12 protein-coding genes are annotated in these 16,114 nt (G+C 39.9%); 8 read left to right on the top strand and 4 right to left on the bottom strand.

What is annotated here, in order from left to right:
• The first annotated feature begins 528 nt into the window (after positions 1-528).
• The 6 genes from C9J38_RS18750 (at position 529) to C9J38_RS21930 (ending at position 8,482) form a co-directional block, all read left to right on the top strand.
• Entirely contained in the window at positions 529-1,971 is a 1,443-nt protein-coding gene (locus tag C9J38_RS18750; RefSeq protein ID WP_107208416.1) for an APC family permease, read from the top strand.
• 222 nt (positions 1,972-2,193) lie between these two features.
• Positions 2,194-4,107 carry a pyridoxal-dependent decarboxylase gene (locus C9J38_RS18745; protein ID WP_107208415.1) on the top strand — a complete coding sequence of 638 codons (1,914 nt, stop codon included), beginning with the start codon at positions 2,194-2,196 and terminating at the stop codon, positions 4,105-4,107.
• Positions 4,108-4,265: 158 nt separating this feature from the next.
• Positions 4,266-5,489: an amino acid permease gene (locus C9J38_RS18740; protein WP_107208414.1), complete on the top strand. Its 1,224-nt coding sequence runs from the start codon at positions 4,266-4,268 to the stop codon at positions 5,487-5,489.
• A gap of 29 nt (positions 5,490-5,518) precedes the next feature.
• The gene (tyrS, locus tag C9J38_RS18735) at positions 5,519-6,793 is read left to right on the top strand and encodes a tyrosine--tRNA ligase (protein ID WP_107208413.1); all 1,275 of its coding nucleotides are present in this window, start codon (positions 5,519-5,521) and stop codon (positions 6,791-6,793) included.
• Between the two features lie 267 nt (positions 6,794-7,060).
• Positions 7,061-8,170: a M20/M25/M40 family metallo-hydrolase gene (locus tag C9J38_RS18730; RefSeq protein WP_107208412.1), complete on the top strand. Its 1,110-nt coding sequence runs from the start codon at positions 7,061-7,063 to the stop codon at positions 8,168-8,170.
• A gap of 147 nt (positions 8,171-8,317) precedes the next feature.
• Positions 8,318-8,482, top strand: coding sequence for a hypothetical protein (locus tag C9J38_RS21930; RefSeq protein ID WP_199187161.1), 165 nt, complete (start codon positions 8,318-8,320; stop codon positions 8,480-8,482).
• A gap of 63 nt (positions 8,483-8,545) precedes the next feature.
• On the opposite strand, the gene gcvT is transcribed toward C9J38_RS21930, so the two are convergent.
• Positions 8,546-9,664, bottom strand: coding sequence for a glycine cleavage system aminomethyltransferase GcvT (gene gcvT, locus C9J38_RS18725; RefSeq protein WP_107208411.1), 1,119 nt, complete (start codon positions 9,662-9,664; stop codon positions 8,546-8,548).
• Between the two features lie 85 nt (positions 9,665-9,749).
• On the bottom strand, positions 9,750-10,376 hold the full coding sequence (locus tag C9J38_RS18720; protein ID WP_005365619.1) for a helix-turn-helix domain-containing protein: 627 nt from the start codon (positions 10,374-10,376) through the stop codon (positions 9,750-9,752).
• Positions 10,377-10,726: 350 nt separating this feature from the next.
• Here C9J38_RS18720 and gcvH point away from each other — a divergent pair, with 350 nt between their 5' ends.
• Positions 10,727-11,107 carry a glycine cleavage system protein GcvH gene (gene gcvH / locus C9J38_RS18715; RefSeq protein ID WP_107208410.1) on the top strand — a complete coding sequence of 127 codons (381 nt, stop codon included), beginning with the start codon at positions 10,727-10,729 and terminating at the stop codon, positions 11,105-11,107.
• A gap of 119 nt (positions 11,108-11,226) precedes the next feature.
• Positions 11,227-14,106 (top strand): aminomethyl-transferring glycine dehydrogenase, encoded by a 2,880-nt coding sequence (gcvP, locus tag C9J38_RS18710; RefSeq protein WP_107208409.1) that lies wholly within the window; start codon positions 11,227-11,229, stop codon positions 14,104-14,106.
• 210 nt (positions 14,107-14,316) lie between these two features.
• Here the strand turns inward: gcvP and C9J38_RS18705 are convergent, their stop codons facing one another.
• Together C9J38_RS18705 and C9J38_RS18700 are read right to left on the bottom strand one after the other, a co-directional pair.
• Entirely contained in the window at positions 14,317-14,907 is a 591-nt protein-coding gene (locus tag C9J38_RS18705) for a hypothetical protein (RefSeq protein WP_107208408.1), read from the bottom strand.
• Between the two features lie 310 nt (positions 14,908-15,217).
• Complete coding sequence (locus C9J38_RS18700; RefSeq protein WP_107208407.1) at positions 15,218-15,592, bottom strand: cupin domain-containing protein; 375 nt, start codon at positions 15,590-15,592, stop codon at positions 15,218-15,220.
• Positions 15,593-16,114 lie beyond the last annotated feature (522 nt).

The raw sequence follows: 16,114 nt of genomic DNA, 5'->3' as shown, positions 1-16,114 counted from the left end.
ACATATTATTATTAAGCACTATGAATATTTTCATAACAAAACGCTCATCACTGTCCAATCATATTCTGCATGGTTGTTATTCTTTACATGGATTTCGATAACTTTTCTTTCTATTACAACACCTTATATTTTAAACATTATTAGCACATCACACCAATACTATATTTCATTTTACATTTTTTCCCCTGTTGTAATGTTATTTCTGGCGACAATAACCGGTCTATTCGCCAGCTTTTTAACATGGATTGTTAATCATCTCGCCATTAATGACCAAATATAACCACTAGGCACACATGCGCATATTGTATTCATTCATTATACAATTATTCCTAATTCGTAAATTGCTTAAAAATGCAAATTAAACAATCGGAATTTGGAATTAATTTCGCTTCACAAAATTACCGTTAGTCACTACCATAAAAATCGATTTTTGGACGTGGTAATTAAAAATATCGATATTTACCATGCTTTATAGCATTAGATGTTTTTATCTCATTACTGCTTAACTGATAGATTTTGAGGTCTACAATGGCTAGCTCCACCAACGCTTCTCCCGCTAAAATTGGCGTTTTCAGTTTCGTCATGATTACCGCTGCGGTTGTTATGAGTGTTCGTACACTCCCTATGACAGCGCAGCCAGGAATGATGACGATCTTTTTAACATTAGCTGCTGCAATCTGCTTTATGATTCCAACAGCACTTGTCTCCGCTGAACTTGCAACAGCATTCCCAGAAGATGGTGGTATCTTCATCTGGGTTCGCGAAGCATTTGGTGAACGTATGGGATTTATTGCAGTCTGGATGCAATGGATTCAAATGGTTTTTGGCATGACATCCATATTGATGATTGTCGGTGCAATTTTTGCCTATGCTTTTGACCCAGCGTTAGCACAAAATAAAATGTACATTCTTGCTGTTATATTAGTGGTTTACTGGGCATGTACATTGGGTAATATGCGAGGTGTTAAAACACTGGGTTGGGTATCCACTCTGTGTGTAATTTTAGGTGTATTCTTACCTTTCTTTGTACTTGTCGCTTGTGCTATCGCTTACCTTGTTGGTGGTCACCCAATTGTTACTGACCTTTCATTAACAACTGCAAACCTTATTCCTGATTTATCAAATAAGGGGACTTGGGCACTATTCATTGGCTTCGTATTCGTTGTTATGGGTATGGAAGTATCAGCATCTAACGTTTCTCACGTTAAAAATGCTGAACGTAACTACCCTATCGCAGTGTTCTTAGTTGCATTATTTGTGGTTATCGTTTCTGTTGTAGGTTCTTTTGCAATCTTCATCGGTATTCCAACTAAGCACATTTCAATGACAGCAGGCCTTATTCAAGCATTCCAAACTTACTTTGATATGTGGGGTCTAGGCTGGTTAACACCTATCATGGCTATATGTATGGCTATCGGTCTTGCAGGTCAAGTTAACTCTTGGGTTTTAGGCCCCGTTCGTGGTCTTCAAGCAACAGCAAACGCTGGTGCACTACCTAAAGTACTTCAAAAGACAAATAAAGAAGGTGTACCTGTTAACCTTATTTACTTACAAGCTATCCTAATCTCAATCGTGGGTGTGCTTATTTGTGTGATGCCTAACGTAGATTCTTTCTACTTTATGCTTCTAGGTCTAACATCTCTTGTATATATCGTTGCTTACTTACTGATGTTCTCTGCTGCGATTTACCTACGCTATAAGCGTCCAGACGCACAACGTAGCTTTACAGTTCCTGGCGGTAACATTGGTATGTGGATCTGTTCAGGTTTAGGTATTGCTACATGTTTACTTGCAGGTTACTTCGGCTTCCAAGCACCATCAAGCTACGACGGTACTGCAAACAGTTACTTTAACTTCCAATTCTTTGGTTTAGTTATCATGATTATTATTCCAATTATTGTTTACGCTTGGGGTAAATATTCAAACCGAGCTAAAGCGGATAATGCAGCACCAGTAACTCACACAAACTAAGTCTTATTTATCATCAAATAAAAAGACAAAACAAATAAACAGGAGAAGTAGTTGTTCCCTACTCTACTTCTGCTTCTCCTGATGGTTGCACTTTATTTACAGCCCAGTTTTAAACCATTATTTGTTAAAACTAATTTAATTTTCTTTCTGACATATTTTTCACCGAACAGATAAATATAAACAGAAATAGTATTTCTATATAAAGATAAAATAGGTTTTATTATGAGCGAAAAAATGAATGTGGACGCACTTTTCCTAGGTCCTAAATCAGAAAACCAAGTATTCTTCAAAGAAATGATGGATTACGCAATTAGCGAACACATGCATTGGCGCTCAGACTTCCACCCAGAAGATGCACCTATGCTAAACCCTGTAATGCAACACCAACCAGATTTCCGCGATACACTTTATCGCACAGAAGGTATCTTACAGGGATTATCTGCACGCCTTAAAACTAAATCAGTGCCTTGGTTCTCTCCTCGCTATTTAGGCCACATGAACGCAGATACACTAATGGTATCAAACCTTGCATACGTGATGACCATGCTTTACAACCCAAACAACTGTGCACATGAAGCCTCTCCTGTGACCACAGAGCTTGAGTTAGAGGCAGGTCATGACCTATGCCGCATGTTTGGTTACGATGTAAATAAATCATGGGCGCACATTACTTCTGGCGGTACTGTTGCTAACTACGAAGGTGTTTGGGTTGCTCGTAACCTTAAAACAATGCCTCTAGCAATCGCTGCATGCGACAAGTCAAAAGACCTTGTTGAAGGCATGACTGAGCATCAACTTTTAAACATGAAATCTAAAGATATTTTAGATCTTACTGATGAGTTGAAAAAACGTGGTATCTTTGAAGAAGTTCGTGCATTAACAGCACGTGGTGTCGGTGTTGATGCCGGTAAACTTGGTAAATTCCTTGTTCCACGTTCTAAGCACTATTCATGGATGAAAGCAATGGACGTACTTGGCCTAGGTCAAGAGCACATTGTGCCACTAGACGTTGATGGTAACTACCGTACAGACGTTGAAAAAATGCGCGAAGTAACCTTCAAATTAATGGAAGAAGGTACACCTATCTTAGGTATGGTATCTGTTGTGGGTACTACCGAGGAAGGTTCTATCGATGCGGTTCATGAAGTGATAAAACTTCGTAAAGAGTGTGAAGAGAAATACGGTTCATCTTTCTACATTCACGTTGATGCTGCTTACGGTGGCTATGTACGTTCTATGTTCCTTGATGACAACAACGAATTCATGGAATACGACGCTTTAATCGAACGTTATCGTAGCGATGACATCATTCCTGAAGGTGTTATCTGGCCAAAACGTGAAGTGTATGATGCATTCCACGCCATGTCAGAAGCTGACTCTATCACTGTTGATCCACATAAAGTGGGCTTCATCCAGTACGCAGCTGGCGCAGTGGCAATGAAAGACAAGCGTATTGTTGACTTGATTTCATACCATGCCGCTTACGTATTCGAAGAAGCGGGTGACGAGAACGAAGCGGATAAGCAAGTTGTTCTAGGTTCATCAATCATGGAAGGTTCAAAAGCAGGTGCAACTGCTGCTGCAGTATGGGCTGCTCATCGCCTAGTACCACTAACTGTAAGTGGTTACGGTCATGTGATTGGCCGTGGTATCGTGACGGCTGACTGGTTTGCGAAGAAACTCGCAACGGCTGAACCATTTGTTATTGACGGTCGTCGCTTTGAGGTTCGCCCTCTAATGCACCCTGACTTCCACATGGTCGACTTTACTTTCAAAGAAATCGGCAATGATAGTCTTGAAGCACACAACCACCTAAACCAACGTATTTACGAACTATGCTCTTACGCAACAGGCCGTACTTACACTAAAGACTTCCTAACTTCTTCTACTTCTCTATCAGAAGAAGAATACGGTCAAACTCCTCGTCTATACGCTGAGAGCCGTGGCTTTAGTGAAGACGAATGGAATACTGTAGGTTCTGTTTACATTCTTCGTTCAGCGGTAATGACTCACTTCCTACGTGATGAAATTCGTTTCAATAATTACTGGAATAACCTTCGTGATGTATTCACAAGTCTTCTAAGTGAAATTATTGATGAAGAAAATAAACAAAAACTAGCACATACTGCTGCTTAAAAAGGAAAATAAACGCCAGTCTTTAAAGACTGGCGTTCTTCTATATACGATGAAAGATATTAATATCTCGATTAATTATCGCCGTCTTTTTGTTATTGATGGCTAGTTAATTACGTCCTAATAACAATCTTATTAGGTATTTTTTCAGGATACACGTCATGAATAAAAAAGCTATTGGTGCGACACTGCTTATTTCTGGCACAATGCTCGGCGCAGGAATGCTTGCACTTCCGCTAATTTCTGCAGGCTTAGGTATTTATAATGCAATAATCTTATTAACCGTTTTATGGGCGGTAATGACTTATACCGGATTAATGTTATTAGAAGTATGTCTTAATTACCCAACCGGTACAGGTTTTGAAGCGATTGCTTATGATCTGTTTGGTAAACCTGGTAAATGGGTAATAAATCTATCATTATTATTGCTACTTTATGCTTTATCTTGTGCCTATATTGCAGGCGCATCCTCTATTTACAAGAGTGATTTAACCGATTATTTTCATATTTCGGTCCCCTCTCATATCATTGCGATTATATTTACGTTAATAATTGCAACCATTGTATTTATTAGCACCAAAGCTGTTGATATGGCTAACCGCGTTTTATTTAGTACTAACATTGTTATCTTTTTCACGCTTGTTATTACTATTATTCCATTCATTCATGGTCGGTTTTTAGTCAATATCCACGATTCATCCAAATATGCCTTAGCTGCTATTCCTGTTTTCATTACTGCCTTTGGTTTTCATGGCAGTGTTCCAAGCATGGTGAAATATATTGGCCGTGAAAATCCTAAAACATTACGGAATGTATTTATCGCTGGCGGTTTAATTCCTCTGGTCGTTTACATTGTTTGGGAAGTAACCATGCTCGGCTCGTTACCTCGATTTGGTAACCATAGTTTTCAATATATTGCACAGCATGGCTCAAATGTTGGGGTAATGCTTCAACAAATGCAGATATTCATTCAAGAAAATAGCATAATTTATCTAATTGGTGCTTTCTCATCCATCGCAATGTTCACTTCTTATCTATGTGTTTCATTGGGACTATTTGATTCATTGGCAAGTACCTTTAAACATGGTAATAATACCAAAGATAGATTAATTACTGCGGTACTATGCTACTTGCCACCCTTGGTTTTCACTCTTGTGTACCCGAATGGCTTTGTTCCTGCTTTAGGTGCCGCTGCAATTTTCTTGACTATATTAGCGATTCTATTTCCTGTTCTTGCCCTTAGAAAACTTCGTGGTAAACAACATCAAATTGAATATAATGTCGCAACAAATAATATCGTATTATTTGTTGTGGGATTAATTGGCCTACAAGTCATAATAAACCAGATACTGACATTGAATAATGCCGTACCTATTTTTAATTAAACGTAAATAAAATGATTATTGGAGAACACATGAATCATTTGAATTTAATTCAAGAGCTTAAAGATCGCGGTCTGATCGCTCAAATTACGGATGAAGAAGCTTTAAGCGAACGTTTAGCAAAAGGTCCGATTACATTATATTGCGGCTTTGATCCAACGGCTGATAGTTTACACCTAGGTCATCTGGTTCCTCTACTTTGCCTTAAGCGCTTCCAAGAAGCGGGTCATAATCCAGTAGCTTTGGTTGGCGGCGCTACTGGTATGATTGGAGATCCAAGCTTCAAAGCGACTGAGCGTTCACTTAACACTTTAGATACAGTTGCAGGTTGGGTGACAAAAATCCAACGCCAAGTTTCTCCTTTCTTGGATTTTGACAATGCAACAAACCCTGCCCGTATGGTAAATAACCATGACTGGTTCGGTAATATGGATGTTCTAACATTCTTACGTGATATTGGTAAACACTTCTCTGTAAACCAAATGATCAGCAAAGAATCTGTTAAGCAACGAATTAACCGTGATGAAGTAGGTATCTCTTTTACTGAGTTCGCATACAGCTTGCTGCAATCTTACGACTTCGCAAGTATGAACAAAGAAATGGGGATGGAACTACAAATCGGTGGTTCTGATCAATGGGGTAACATCACAGCAGGTATCGACCTTACTCGTCGTATGAACCAGCAGCAAGTGTTCGGTATGACAGTACCGCTAATCACAAAATCTGATGGTACTAAATTTGGTAAAACTGAAGGTGGTGCGGTTTGGTTAGATCCAACAAAAACAAGCCCATATAAGTTCTACCAATTCTGGATGAACACTGCAGATGCTGACGTATATCGTTTCCTACGCTTTTTCACTTTCCTTTCTGAAGAAGAAATTCAACAGATTGAAGAGGCAGATCGTAACAGTGGCAAAGCACCTGAAGCACAACGTATTCTTGCTGAGCAAGCAACGCGTTTAGTTCACGGTCAAGAGCAATTAGAAGCGGCACAGAACATTACTCGCTGCCTATTTGAAAACGATTTAGTGCACTTATCTGAATCTGATTTTGCTCAACTAGCGCAAGATGGTATGCCAAGTGCTGAAGCTGAAAATGGCGATGATTTACAACAAGTGCTAGTTAAATCTGGTCTTGCAAGTTCTCGTGGTCAAGCAAAAACACACATCAGCTCAAATGCAATCATGGTTAATGGCGAGAAAGTAAGCGAACCATTCTATGAGTTTACAGACGCTGACAAACTCTTTGGTCGCTACACTCTGATCCGCCGTGGTAAAAAGAACTACAGCCTGATCGTTTGGGGCTAATGAGTATTAAGTTAGCTGATAGCATCAGCTAACTTATCAATTTATGCCAAATAAGCGTTATGTAGATTCACAATCGGTTCGCTCCCGCATTCATGTGAAGCTATGACTTATTTGGCATTTTCATTGCCGTAATCCTGTTCAAACTTCTCTCATTTCACTTACTTTCCTCTTTTTTATCTCTACTTTTATTGATTTAGCCCCCCATCATCTCGCCATTATTCCTATTAGAGTACTGTGTATTCCTCCTATTTAGTGGTTAGAAGCAATATGACAACAATTAATCAAGAACGCCTTATTTCTCATTTTATTGATCTCATCAAAATCGATAGCGAATCAAAAAACGAAAAAGCGATTTCAGAAGCCTTAGCAGAACAACTCGAAGAGTTAGGTTTCAGCGTTGCTAAATTACCTGTGCCTGAAAGCATTTCTAATGGTTTTAACCTTTATGCCAAGCTTGAGGGTGAACTTGAAGATAGTATTGTTTTAAGCTGCCACATGGACACCGTAACGCCAGGCAATAGTATTGAACCGATTATTGAAGATGGGGTTATTCGTTCAAAAGGCGACACCATTCTTGGTGGTGATGATAAATCGGGAATTGCTGCCATCATCGAAGCGGTACGTACCATCAAAGAAAACAACAAAGCCCATAAAACAATAGAGCTGGCTTTTACTGTCCATGAAGAAGGTGGATTACAAGGCTCGAAGCATTTTGATATGTCATATATCACTGCAGATAAAGCTATTGTGCTTGATTCAGGCGGTGCTATTGGTGCGATTGTAACGAGTGCTCCTGGTCAGCAAAGCCTAAAAGTGACTATTAAAGGTAAACCCGCTCACGCAGGACTTGCACCTGAAGAAGGTATTAATGCACTAACAGTCGCGTCTGATGCTGTGATGAATATGAAATTAGCGCGTATAGATCATGAAACAACCGCTAACATTGGCATTGTCTCTGGTGGTCAAGCAACGAATATCGTGATGCCTGAATTGTATCTTGCCGCTGAAGCGCGTTCACTTAACGATGATAAGCTTGCTACACAAGTTCAGCATATGGTTGATGTATTCAACACAACAGCAAACAAGCATAACGCGCAAATAGATATTCAATCTACACGCTCTTATAACGCCTACTCTATTGCTGATAATGACCCACATGTTATTGATATCATGGCTAGCTTTAAAGAAATGGGAATAGCACCATTTACCAAGTCTACCGGTGGCGGTAGTGATGCAAATATCTTTAATGAGAAAGGATTAAAAACCGTTAATTTATCAACCGGTATGAGCAAAGTACACACTACGGAAGAATTTATTACCGTCGAAGATATGACCAATATAACTGAGTTTTTATTTACTTACTTGACACAAAAATAATATTTCTATTAATAGCTTCTATCATTTTAGATAGAGGCTATTTAATTCCTAAAGAAATACCCTTCCCTCATTCAGCTTTTATTCAGTGTTTATTAATGCTCTCTCTGTATGATGTTGTAATAATTATAGTGTGATGAGGAATAAACCATGAAACAGACAATGAATAATGCCATCGACAAAGACATTTTTATTACCGCACTAAATGAATGTTACCGTCGACTGAATGATGCAAATCTAACCGTTAAAGATCTATCGAAAGAAGGCTTCACCTTACTCTTTAAATCTGCATACAAAGCAGTCACTACCAAATAAAGCAGGCTTAACTTCGTAAAAAAGCACTTTTGCCTGCTATTAATGAGTAATATTTTGAAGCAATTAGCCGCGATAGTAACGTTGAGGTACAAACGGCATTTTCTCGATTGTCATCGGTAATTTTTTACCGCGTACTTCAGCGTAAATTGTTTCACCAAGCTGATTTGATTCAGGTTGAATATACCCCATTGCGACAGGAATACCTTTTGTTGGGCCAAATGTTCCACTCGTTACAATGCCAATTTCATTATCTTCAGCATCAAACAACTTAGTCCCTTCTCGTACAGGCGCTTTTGATTGCCCCACTAACCCAACACGTTTTCTTGCAGCCTGTTTAGTTTGTAGTTGCTCTAAAATAATATCAGCGCCGGGGAAACCACCTTCACGTTCACCACCAGCACGACGACTTGGCGTAATTGCCCACATTAAGCTGGCTTCAAATGGCGTTGTTGTAGGGTCAAGATCATGCCCGTATAAACATAATCCGCACTCTAATCGTAGTGAATCTCTCGCACCAAGACCAATCCATTCCACCTCATTAAATGCCAGTAACGCGCGAGCTAACTCTTCGGCTTTATCATTCGGTACAGAGATTTCATAGCCATCTTCACCCGTATAACCTGAACGGCTAACGTAACATTCAACATCTAATAACGTCACTTTAGCCGCATCCATAAACACCATATCGCTAACCACAGGGTTTAATTCAGCGAGTACCATCGCAGCTTTAGGACCTTGTAAGGCAAGTAGTGCGCGATCTTCAATCACTTCTAATTCAACGCCATCTTTCAAATGGGCTTTTAAATGGGCAATATCTTGCTCTTTACAGGCCGCATTCACGACAAGGAAAAGATGATCACCAAAATTCGTCACCATTAGATCATCTTCAATACCGCCATTTTCATTGGTAAAGACGGCATAACGCTGTTTACCTTCCGGTAAATCAACAATATCAACAGGTACTAAGGTTTCTAATAATGCCGCGGCATTTTGCCCTTTTAAGCGTACTTGCCCCATGTGTGATACATCGAACAACCCAGCAGAATCACGACAATGTATATGCTCTTTTTTTACTCCTAAGCCATATTGCACAGGCATATCATAGCCAGCAAATGGCACCATTTTCGCTCCCATTTCAATGTGTAAGCCATGTAATGGGGTCTGCTTAAGTTGTTGAGACATAGTTGCACTCCGTTATCTAGTTGGTATCCATGTAAATGGTAACGTAATTATAAAACTGGTTGATGCTATAAACCGTTCGATGACACTAAGATGCCGTCACCCAAAGAATTAACGCATCTTCTTCACTAACAGATGTCAGCATGTGACCCATTGTCGCGTCGTAATAGGCTGAATCCCCTTCGACTAAATGAATCGGCTCATAAAACTCAGAGAAAAAAGTGATTTCACCTTTTAATACCAGTAAGAACTCCTCGCCGTCATGGCGGATCCACTCGCTATAATCATCAAACGATCGTGCACGCACGTGCGATTTAAACGGCATCATCTTTTTATTTGTTAATTGCGTAGCAAGCAGTTCATGTTCATAGGTTGAAGTGGGATGAGGTCGACCTTCACCATAGCGCGTAATATCACGTCTACCCGAGGCGGTGATGGTTTTCGGTGGTTCAAAAAGTTGTGGGATGTCGATAGCTAAGCCTGTAGCGAGTTTCTGCATCGCTTGAAACGTCGGAGATATTTGCTCATTTTCAATCTTTGACAAGGTTGAACGTGCAAGTCCTGTACGCTTACTGGCTTCTTCAAGGGTTAGACCTAAAGAAACACGAATTTCTTTTAGTCTCTCACCTAACTTTAAAGGCGCAATATGCTCTGCGGCTTGAGTTTTTTCGATCCGCATCGATGGATAAACATCGTGGATATATTCATCTGTCATATCACTTCCTTCTTCAGCTCAGCCGCCACAACTCTCGACCTTCATCATAGTTTCTTATAGGAAACTTAATAAAACTCACATCACAAAGTCATGATCTTTTTAAAAAAATGTTACCTATGAGACATACATTATCGTTAAATCCATTTATAAATAGGTAATATTATGGATTTAGTGATGAAAATCAGCGTTTATTAACTAAATTTAAACTTAGTATAACCATGTTAGAAACAAATAAACATGACAAATAGCAAACGTTTGCGTAGAATCGCACAATAGATATTGAAAACGTGTTCCACTATAAGAAACTTTTATCAAATAACCATATAACCGGTGGGTTAAGGAGTACAAACATGGAATCAACATTAAAGTTTACCAGTAGCCACGAATGGATCCGTGATAACGGTGATGGAACAGTGACAGTTGGTATTTCTGATCATGCGCAGGGTTTATTAGGCGATGTGGTATTTGTTGATTTACCTGAAGTCGGCGATACAACAGATGCTGGTGATGCCTTCTCTTTAGTGGAATCAGTAAAGGCCGCTTCCGACATTTACGCCCCTATCACAGGTGAAATTGTTGCGATTAATGAAGATTTAGAAGACAGCCCTGAACTGGTTAATGAAGAACCTTATGAAGGCGGCTGGATTGCAACCATCAAACTTAGCGATTCTGATGAATTGGCAACATTAATTGATGCTGAAACCTATCTTGCTTCAATTGAAGAAGACTAAATTATAAAAACAAAGATCGGGTACAGCACTCGATCTTTGTTGCTTTGCCATTTACAGCATTACCGATGAATACCCTAAAGCCAGACACTGGTAACTAGGACAACGTTCAGGAAAGAACCATGACCAATACTCCTTTTCTTCAAGCCCTCAGTGACGATAATGATTTTTCACATCGCCATAATGGCCCTAATGCACTCGAACAACAGCGAATGTTAGAAACTATAGGTGTCGGTAGTATTGACCAGCTTATAGCGCAAACTGTTCCTGCTTCCATTCGTTTAACAGAGCCGATGACATTACCACAGGCACAAAGTGAAGCGGCAATGCTGGCAGAGCTTAAGCAGATCGCTGGCAAAAATATCATCAATAAAAGTTATATTGGTCAGGGTTATTACAACACGTTTACCCCAAATGTTATTCTTCGCAATGTATTAGAAAATCCAGGTTGGTATACCGCTTATACCCCTTACCAACCAGAAATCTCTCAAGGCCGTTTAGAGTCTCTGCTTAACTATCAGCAAATGATCATGGATCTAACCGCCATGGAGCTGGCTAATGCATCACTGCTTGATGAAGCCACTGCCGCAGCAGAAGCCATGACGCTATGTAAGCGCGCGAGTAAAAACAAAAGCAATGCATTTTTCATTTCAACCGATCTTCACCCTCAAACCATAGATGTTGTCACTACACGTGCAAAATACGTTGGTTTTGAAATCATCACAGGTAGTGCAGAAGATCTCGCGAAACACGATGTATTTGGTGCTTTACTGCAATACCCTGCTAGCAACGGTGAATTACAAGATCTAACCGACATTATTGACGCGGCACATGATAAGAAAACATTAGTCGCGGTGGCATCTGATCTACTGGCATTAACGGTATTAAAAGCACCGGGTGAAATGGGCGCAGATGTGGTTATTGGTAGTGCGCAACGCTTTGGTGTGCCGATGGGCTTTGGTGGTCCACATGCTGGTTTTATGGCAACCAAAGATAAACACAAGCGTACGATGCCGGGTCGTGTAATCGGTGTATCTAAAGATGCCAAAGGCAATCAAGCCCTACGTATGGCAATGCAGACCCGTGAACAACATATCCGCCGTGAAAAAGCGACATCTAACATTTGTACAGCGCAAGCACTGCTTGCCAACATGGCAGCGTTTTATGCCCTGTACCATGGCCCTGAAGGCTTAAAGAAAATTGGCCGTCGTGTTCACCACTTTACTGCCGTTTTAGCTGCAGGCTTACGCAATAATGGTTTTGAACTAGAAAACCAACACTTCTTCGATACGCTAACAATCAAAACTGGATCTCAAACTGACGCTCTGTATCAAAAAGCGCTTGATGCAGGTATCAACCTTCGTAAATACAGCGATAAGTTGGGGATCAGTATTGATGAAACCACCCTTGCAAAAGATATCGAGCAGCTACTTGGCTTATTTACCAATCAAGATCTTAAAGTGTCGATGTTCAGTGATGACATTGCCGCAGATGAGTTCGCAGCTATTCCACCAGCATGTCGCCGAAGCAGTGCATACCTAACCCACTCTGTGTTTAACCGCTACCATAGCGAAACACAAATGATGCGTTACATGAAGCAGCTAGAAAACAAAGACTACTCATTAACTCACGGCATGATCCCATTGGGTAGCTGTACCATGAAGCTAAATGCAGTAGCAGAAATGATCCCAGTCACTTGGCCTGAGTTTGGACAACTGCACCCATTTGCACCACAAACACAAACATTAGGTTATCAAGAATTAGCTAAAAACTTATCTGAAATGCTGTGCTCCATCACAGGTTATGATGCATTCTCGCTGCAACCAAATTCTGGCGCACAGGGTGAATATGCTGGTCTAATCGCTATTCAGCGTTACCATGAAGCCAATGGCGATAACCACCGTAATGTTTGTTTGATCCCAAGCTCAGCACACGGTACTAACCCAGCTTCTGCGGCAATGGTTTCAATGAAAGTGGTTGTGGTTGGCTGTGATGAGTTAGGTAATATCGATATTGATGATCTAAAAGCCAAAATCGAAAAACACCGTGATGCGCTGTCATGCATCATGATCACCTACCCGTCTACCCATGGCGTGTATGAAGAAGCAGTACAAGAAGTGTGTGATCTTGTCCATGAAGCTGGCGGTCAGGTTTATCTTGATGGTGCTAACATGAACGCGCAAGTTGGTTTAACTAGCCCAGGCTTTATTGGTTCAGATGTTTCTCATTTAAACCTACACAAAACTTTCTGTATTCCTCACGGTGGCGGTGGCCCAGGTATGGGACCTATTGGTGTTAAATCGCACCTTACACCGTTCTTACCGGGACATGTTGAAGATACAAATAGCGATGAACTGCAATATGCCGTATCTGCGGCAGCATTAGGTTCAGCGTCTATTTTGCCTATCTCATACGCTTACATTGCGATGATGGGAGAACAGGGTTTAACCCAAGCCACTGAACTTGCTATTTTAAATGCAAACTACGTGATGGAACGCCTTCGCCCACACTACCCTGTTTTATACCGTGGTACTGAAGGTCGTATTGCACACGAATGTATTATTGATTTACGCCCGATCAAAGATGCCTCTGGTATTTCAGAAGAAGATATCGCGAAACGATTAATGGATTATGGCTTCCATGCGCCAACTATGTCGTTCCCTGTCGCTGGCACATTAATGATTGAGCCAACTGAATCTGAAGACATAGCAGAACTGGATCGCTTCTGTGACGCGATGATTGCGATTAAAGAAGAAATCAACCTTGTTCAATCTGGCGAATGGTCATTAGACGATAACCCACTGGTTAACGCACCACACAGCCAAGTTGATATGATGGAATCAGAGTGGAACCACGCTTATAGCCGTGAAGTCGCTTGCTTCCCATCAGCACACACCAAAGCAGCGAAATACTGGCCGAGTGTTAACCGTGTTGATAACGTATTTGGCGACCGTAATCTTGTGTGTTCTTGTCCGAGTATTGAGAACTATATTGAAGACTAAAGTCTATTTGAGATAACGAATTACGTTCGTTAACTTATTGCTAAATTAAAAAGCGAACCCACAAGGTTCGCTTTTTTTATGAGTGGAATAAATATACAGCGTTATCGATATTGTTCGGGTGAACATTTATTAATTTACGTCTATCAATACCGATATGAGATAGCAGAAGCCTTTAATATAAAGTTATAATTCGTGGCGTTCCCTCACGATTTATGTACTAACCCATCCAATTAAAATTAATATTAAACCAACAATCCACTTTAAGTTTACTCCTTGTAATACAGGAATAGAGGGAATAACCGTGGTATTTTGAATAGATGCCAATTTAAACTCCCAAGCTTTTTGAAATTCAGGATTGGTTACTATCTTATAAAGATCTCTTCTGCTTCTATATCTTATAATGAAAATAGCGTCCCATTCTTCTTCAGTAGTGGGTTGTGAAAAAGTAGAGAGTGGTTTTGATACGAGAACGGGGTGACAGCCATGCTTAAATAAAAGAGGGAAAACAACCTTAGCGTAATTTCTATCTATACTTTCAAGTGCTCCCATATCCTTACTTTCTAGATCTTTTTTGTCCTTAATAAGGTTGAGCATGTAAAACGCTTTTCCATTGTCAGTTCTAGCAAACAAATCAACGGCATTGGGGTTAACCGTGGTTTTAGGTTGATCTTCTACACGTTGACCACTTACTGCTTTATATAAATCTTTTCCTTCCTTTTCGGTAAGTGATGAAATCCACCACCCGTCATACCAGCAAGCAAAGCACAGAAATATAACTATCAGAATTATATATAGTGTCATTGGAGTTTAATCATTATTTGAGAGATTTTTAAATTCTAGTACGAGACAATGAGCTATACCATCAATTCTCATCAGATTGTACTCGTTATCAGACATTATGCTCAGACAGCTCACCATGTAAGGCTATTTTAGAGTTCAAACAAATTAAGGCTTCTAGCAAACGTTGAGACAAAAACCAGTTAGGCTATCTGCTTTATTTAGACTGGTAGTATTAAGAGAAATAAGGTAACTGCTGCCATAAACAGTGCAAAATACACGGCTACACATAAGCGAAAATACCGTGTTTTGTCAGCCGATTTAATGGGCTTTGTTATGTAATTTTTATACTCTGACTTGGAAAAGATACCTCTAATACTAAACAATCCTCGTCGCAAATAAACGGACCATGTACTTCTCCGGGTGGACGACTTGCAAAATGCCCTGCTTCCAACCACTGATCAAATGCCATATCATAAAGCCTACCGGAGATGATAAATATTTCCTCTGGATAATCATGTGATTTACCACCAAACTCTTTTGTATCTGCACCTGCCTTAAAACGAGTAAGTCGAGTGTAATCTCCTGATATTTCATCTATAGCAAGCGTTAATTGCTCAAGCATACCTGAACTACCTTCAATCGGTTCCCACTTGCTCTTATTTGATTCGGCCAATACATTCCAATATGTTGCTGTGCTTTTAGACATACTCCATTCCTTTATCTACATCAGTGTATTAATAAGTATTCTTACTTTTATACAAAAATATACGCATAAAATACCTTCATCATACTCGATATAATCTCTATATATTATGATGTTGATGGCGTTTTTTTACATCTAACGCTTTATGAGAGGATGAGGCAGATAAATAAGCTAGCCCAAATAACTAACTCATGTGCCACAGAAATCATTTTCGGAAAAATTAGTACATCATAAATAACTGCAGGAATGAAAAGTCACTTAACGTTGTGGTCAATATTTATTGTGTCGAACATGAGTGTTAGTAGCAGTAACGCACATTGTGTTCCCTGACAAAAAAGAGATGAAACTGAATTTGCAGCGGCTCATATTGAACAAAAAACAAACGCAAAAGTTTGCTTTATCGATCCAAGTTTTGAATTGTAATAACCCCTACTACCACTGCCATTAGGTAATTAATCACAGTTTGTCATTTTTAATTTACGATACATTGTACATTGATAATTCCATTGATAGCCTTTTTTTCTC

The sequence above is a fragment of the Photobacterium sp. GB-210 genome, assembly GCF_003026075.1.
Taxonomy (GTDB): domain Bacteria; phylum Pseudomonadota; class Gammaproteobacteria; order Enterobacterales; family Vibrionaceae; genus Photobacterium.
This window is presented reverse-complemented; position numbering and strand designations above follow the sequence as displayed.

What these genes read in the sequence shown, in the direction of transcription:
- C9J38_RS18750 (WP_107208416.1), top strand. Translation starts at nt 529, where the DNA reads ATGGCTAGCTCCACCAACGCTTCTCCCGCTAAAATTGGCGTTTTCAGT.
- C9J38_RS18745 (WP_107208415.1), top strand. Translation starts at nt 2,194, where the DNA reads ATGAGCGAAAAAATGAATGTGGACGCACTTTTCCTAGGTCCTAAATCA.
- C9J38_RS18740 (WP_107208414.1), top strand. Translation starts at nt 4,266, where the DNA reads ATGAATAAAAAAGCTATTGGTGCGACACTGCTTATTTCTGGCACAATG.
- tyrS (WP_107208413.1), top strand. Translation starts at nt 5,519, where the DNA reads ATGAATCATTTGAATTTAATTCAAGAGCTTAAAGATCGCGGTCTGATC.
- C9J38_RS18730 (WP_107208412.1), top strand. Translation starts at nt 7,061, where the DNA reads ATGACAACAATTAATCAAGAACGCCTTATTTCTCATTTTATTGATCTC.
- C9J38_RS21930 (WP_199187161.1), top strand. Translation starts at nt 8,318, where the DNA reads ATGAAACAGACAATGAATAATGCCATCGACAAAGACATTTTTATTACC.
- gcvT (WP_107208411.1), bottom strand. Translation starts at nt 9,664, where the DNA reads ATGTCTCAACAACTTAAGCAGACCCCATTACATGGCTTACACATTGAA.
- C9J38_RS18720 (WP_005365619.1), bottom strand. Translation starts at nt 10,376, where the DNA reads ATGACAGATGAATATATCCACGATGTTTATCCATCGATGCGGATCGAA.
- gcvH (WP_107208410.1), top strand. Translation starts at nt 10,727, where the DNA reads ATGGAATCAACATTAAAGTTTACCAGTAGCCACGAATGGATCCGTGAT.
- gcvP (WP_107208409.1), top strand. Translation starts at nt 11,227, where the DNA reads ATGACCAATACTCCTTTTCTTCAAGCCCTCAGTGACGATAATGATTTT.
- C9J38_RS18705 (WP_107208408.1), bottom strand. Translation starts at nt 14,907, where the DNA reads ATGACACTATATATAATTCTGATAGTTATATTTCTGTGCTTTGCTTGC.
- C9J38_RS18700 (WP_107208407.1), bottom strand. Translation starts at nt 15,592, where the DNA reads ATGTCTAAAAGCACAGCAACATATTGGAATGTATTGGCCGAATCAAAT.